We start from the raw sequence: 3,903 nt of genomic DNA, 5'->3' as shown, positions 1-3,903 counted from the left end.
GAGGGCCAGCTCGGCGCCCACCTCGACCGTCTCGTCCTCGGCCACCTTGATGGAGGCCAGGATGCCGGAGGCGGGGGCGGGGATCTCGGTGTCGACCTTGTCCGTCGAGACCTCGAGCAGCGGCTCGTCGGCCTCGACGCGCTCGCCCTCGGCCTTCAGCCAGCGGGTGACAGTGCCCTCGGTGACGCTCTCGCCGAGCGCCGGAAGGGTTACGGAAACCGCCATGGTTTCGGTTACTCCTAACGAATTGCGGAAGTCTGTGTCGTCGCGCCCGATGTCGGAAGGCGTCAGTCGTGCATGTGGAGGGGCTTGCCGGCCAGGGCCAGGTGGGCCTCGCCGAGCGCCTCGTTCTGCGTCGGGTGGGCGTGGATGAGCTGGGCCACCTCCGACGGCAGCGCCTCCCAGTTGTAGATCAGCTGCGCCTCGCCGACCTGCTCGCCCATGCGGTCGCCCACCATGTGGACGCCGACCACGGCACCGTCCTTGACCTGGACGAGCTTGATCTCGCCCGCGGTCTTCAGGATCCGGCTCTTGCCGTTGCCGCCGAGCGGGAACTTGATGGAGACGACCTTGTCCGCGCCGTAGACCTCCTTGGCCTTGGCCTCCGTGATACCGACGGAGGCGACCTCCGGGTGGCAGTACGTCACCCGCGGAACACCGTCGTAGTCGATCGGAACGACCTTCAGACCGGCCAGGCGCTCCGCCACCAGGATGCCCTCGGCGAAGCCGACGTGCGCGAGCTGGAGCGTCGGGACGAGGTCACCGACGGCGGAGATGGTCGGGACGTTGGTGCGCATGTACTCGTCGACGAGCACGTAGCCGCGGTCCATCGCGACGCCCTGCTCCTCGTAGCCGAGGCCCTGGGAGACCGGGCCGCGGCCGACGGCGACGAGCAGCAGCTCGGCCTCGAACTCCTTGCCGTCCGCCAGGGTGACCTTCACACCGTCCTGGGTGTACTCGGCCTTCTGGAAGAAGGTGCCCAGGTTGAACTTGATGCCCCGCTTGCGGAAGGCGCGCTCGAGAAGCTTGGAGGAGTTCTCGTCCTCGACCGGGACGAGGTGCTTCATGCCCTCGATGACCGTGACGTCGGCACCGAAGGACTTCCACGCCGAGGCGAACTCCACGCCGATGACACCGCCGCCCAGGATGATGGCGGACTTCGGCACGCGGTCCAGGACCAGGGCGTGGTCGGAGGAGATGATGCGGTTGCCGTCGATCTCCAGGCCCGGCAGGGACTTCGGCACGGAGCCGGTCGCCAGCAGGATGTGGCGGCCCTGGACGCGCTGGCCGTTGACGTCGACGGAGGTGGGGGAGGACAGCCGGCCCTCGCCCTCGATGTACGTCACCTTGCGCGAGGCGATCAGACCCTGCAGGCCCTTGTACAGGCCGGCGATCACTTCGTCCTTGTACTTGTGGACGGCCGCCATGTCGATGCCCTCGAAGGTGGCCCGTACGCCGAACTGCTCGCTCTCGCGGGCCTGGTCGGCGACCTCGCCCGCGTGCAGCAGGGCCTTCGTGGGGATGCAGCCGTTGTGCAGGCAGGTGCCGCCGACCTTGCCCTTCTCGATCAGGGCGACGTCCAGGCCCAGCTGGGCCCCGCGCAGGGCCGCGGCGTAACCACCGCTACCACCGCCGAGGATCACTAGGTCGAAAACGGTGCTGGCGTCGTTCGCCACGTCACGTCCTCCATGCATGTGCGCCGTGCGCCGGTCGGCGATGACCGGCAGGCGGCTGGTGTCCGGCCGCTTGATGCTTCGGCCCTTCGGTGGGGGCCCTGTCCTGCCGGGCTCCATCTTTGCACTTGTCGGACGAGATCGAGACGCCGGGCCGGTGTGTGAGACGTCCCACGTTCGGCGGCCGCAGGGGGCGCGGGGCCGTATCCGATGTGCGGCTCCGCCGCGCGGGCGCGACCGGCCCGCGCGCGGCGGAGCCGTCGGACATCGGCTGGGACCGGGCCCTCAGCGGCCCTTACCCGAGGTCACCCTCGGCCGTGAGCTCGGCCAGCCGGACCAGCGTCCGCACCGCGGTCCCCGTGCCGCCCTTCGGGGTGTACCCGAACGGGCCGCCCTCGTTGAACGCCGGACCGGCGATGTCCAGGTGCGCCCAGGTGATGCCCTCGCCCACGAACTCGCGCAGGAACAGGCCGGCCACCAGCCCGCCGCCCCAGCGCTCGCCGATGTTCGCGATGTCGGCCACCTGCGAGTCCATGCTCTTGCGCAGGTGCTCCGGCAGCGGCATCGGCCAGGCCGGCTCGCCGACCTCCTCGGCCGTCTCGTGCACCGCGGAGCGGAACGCGTCGTCGTTGGCCATGACGCCGAACGTCCGGGCGCCGAGCGCCACCATCATCGCCCCGGTCAGCGTGGCCACGTCGACGATCGCGTCCGGGTTCTCCTGCGAGGCCGCCCACAGCGCGTCGGCGAGCACCAGCCGGCCCTCGGCGTCGGTGTTGAGCACCTCGACCGTCTTGCCGCTGTACATGCGCAGCACGTCACCCGGGCGGACGGCGGAGCCGGACGGCATGTTCTCGGCCAGCGCCAGCCAGCCGGTGACCTCGACCTCCAGGCCGAGCCGGGCGGCGGCGACGACCGCGGCGAACACGGCGGCGGCACCGGCCATGTCGCACTTCATCGTCTCGTTGTGCCCGGCCGGCTTCAGCGAGATGCCGCCCGAGTCGTAGGTGATGCCCTTGCCGACGAACGCCAGGTGCTTGTCCGCCTGCGGGTGCTTGTACGACAGCTTGACCAGGCGCGGGGTGGCCGCCGAGCCGCCGCCGACGCCGAGGATGCCGCCGTAGCCGCCCTTGGCCAGGGCCTTGTCGTCGAGCACCTGCACCTTGATGCCGTGCTCCTTGGCCGCGGTCTGCGCGAGCGCGGCGAAGGCGGCGGGGGTGAGGTCGTTCGGCGGCATGTTGACCAGGTCGCGGGCGCGGTTCAGTTCCTCGCAGACCGCGACCGCGCGGGCGAGCGCGCCCTTGTGGGCGGCGTCGCGCGGCTTGCCGCCGAGCAGCGCGGCTTCGGCCAGCGGGGCCTTGCCGTTCTTGGCCTTGGCGTTCTTCGCGTCCTGGGCGCCGCCCTTGTAGACGTCGAAGGAGTAGGCGCCGAGCAGGACGCCCTCGCCGATGGCGCCGATCGCGCCGGGGCCGTCGACGGGCAGCGCGAACGCGGCCTTCTTGGACCCCGAGAGCGCGCGGGCGGCCACACCGGCGGCCTTGCGCAGCGCCTCGGCGTCGTAGCCGGCGTCGTCGTCCGAGGGCTCCGCGCCCAGGCCCACCGCCACCACGAGCGGGGCCTTGAAGCCGGCCGGCGCGGGCAGCTTCGTCAGCTCGCCCTCGGCACCCGAGGCGCCGAGGGTCTCCAGGACGCCGGCCAGCTTGCCGTCGTACGCCTTGTCCACGGCCTCGGCGCCCGGCGCGACGACGGGCCCCTGGGCGCCCTTGGCGACACCGATCACGATCGCGTCGGCCCGCAGGCCGGGCGCCGCGGCGGTGCTGAGAGTCAGAGCAGTCACGGTGGTGAATTCTCGCTTCCGATGTGAAGTTGCAGTGGCCGAAACAGGGTGGGTCGACCGGGCCCGACAGCCGACCCTAGGCCCAGGCCTGGGGACAGGTGGCAACCGGGGCCTTCACCCTGTCGGCGAACACCCGGGACGAGCCTACGCGCGTGGGTGTGTTCGATCATTCCTTCGGGTGTCCACCCGCGTGTGGCGTCGGGTCCGGGCCGGGTTCCCCGCCGCACGTTAACGGCCCAGCGAGAGCACCACGAGCGAGGCCGTCGCCGCCGTCTCCGCGAGCGCCCCGAACACGTCCCCGGTGACCCCGCCGAACCGGCGCACGCACCGCCGCAGCAGCAGGTCGGCGACCATTCTTAACGCAAGCTTGACGCCCTCGGCCCACCGATCCACAGG

Annotated in this window: 4 protein-coding genes; all 4 read right to left on the bottom strand. The window is 71.4% G+C overall.

Annotated features, from left to right (window positions below; all coding sequences use genetic code 11):
* Window positions 1–225, bottom strand: a 225-nt coding sequence (locus H5J33_RS26620; RefSeq protein ID WP_309485494.1) for a biotin/lipoyl-containing protein, incomplete at its 3' end; no start/stop codon positions are given.
* Between the two features lie 62 nt (window positions 226–287).
* Entirely contained in the window at window positions 288–1,676 is a 1,389-nt protein-coding gene (gene lpdA, locus H5J33_RS26615; protein ID WP_181797391.1) for a dihydrolipoyl dehydrogenase, read from the bottom strand.
* 292 nt (window positions 1,677–1,968) lie between these two features.
* Window positions 1,969–3,507 carry a leucyl aminopeptidase gene (locus H5J33_RS26610; RefSeq protein ID WP_181797390.1) on the bottom strand — a complete coding sequence of 513 codons (1,539 nt, stop codon included), beginning with the start codon at window positions 3,505–3,507 and terminating at the stop codon, window positions 1,969–1,971.
* 228 nt (window positions 3,508–3,735) lie between these two features.
* On the bottom strand, window positions 3,736–3,861 hold the full coding sequence (locus tag H5J33_RS26605) for an adenosylcobinamide-GDP ribazoletransferase (RefSeq protein ID WP_399552927.1): 126 nt from the start codon (window positions 3,859–3,861) through the stop codon (window positions 3,736–3,738).
* Window positions 3,862–3,903: the final 42 nt, after the last annotated feature.

The organism is Streptomyces sp. WELS2 (assembly GCF_013870595.1).
Lineage (GTDB): Bacteria > Actinomycetota > Actinomycetes > Streptomycetales > Streptomycetaceae > Streptomyces.
Note: the sequence above shows the minus strand (reverse complement) of the source record. Positions and strands in the feature narration are given on the sequence as shown.

Bases quoted from the DNA above. Each gene is read 5' to 3' on its own strand.
- H5J33_RS26605 (WP_399552927.1), bottom strand. From the start codon at position 3,861: ATGGTCGCCGACCTGCTGCTGCGGCGGTGCGTGCGCCGGTTCGGCGGG.